Origin of the sequence: Streptomyces sp. NPDC096136 (assembly GCF_044763325.1) — a bacterium.
Taxonomy (GTDB): Bacteria; Actinomycetota; Actinomycetes; order Streptomycetales; family Streptomycetaceae; genus Streptomyces.
Genome location: NZ_JBIWFZ010000034.1, coordinates 57,642 through 57,948 on the forward strand (window position 1 = coordinate 57,642; position 307 = coordinate 57,948).

Consider the following 307-nt stretch of genomic DNA (forward strand, 5'->3'; position numbering starts at 1 on the left):
CGTCTCCTCGACCTCGGCGAGCCGGCCGCGCAGTTCGCCTGCGGTGTGCCGTGCCTCCTCGGCGGTGTGCTGTGCCGTCTCGGCGAGCTGCACCGCGACGGCACGGCCCCCCTCGGCCTGCCCCCGCGCCAACTCCGCTTCCGCCAACTGGTTCTCGGTCCGCTGCTGGGCTTGGTGTGCCTCGGCGAGCTCGCGGCGGGCTTCGGCGAGCTGGCCGCGCAGTTCGCCTGCGGTGTGCCGTGCCTCCTCGGCGGTGTGCTGTGCCGTCTCGGCGAGCTGCACCGCGACGGCACGGCCCCCCTCGGCC

Annotated in this window: 1 protein-coding gene; it reads right to left on the reverse strand. The window is 75.9% G+C overall.

The annotated features are described in order from the left end of the window. Positions 1 to 307: hypothetical protein (locus ACIRBY_RS37345; RefSeq protein WP_403909448.1), on the reverse strand; the 307-nt coding region annotated here is incomplete at both ends.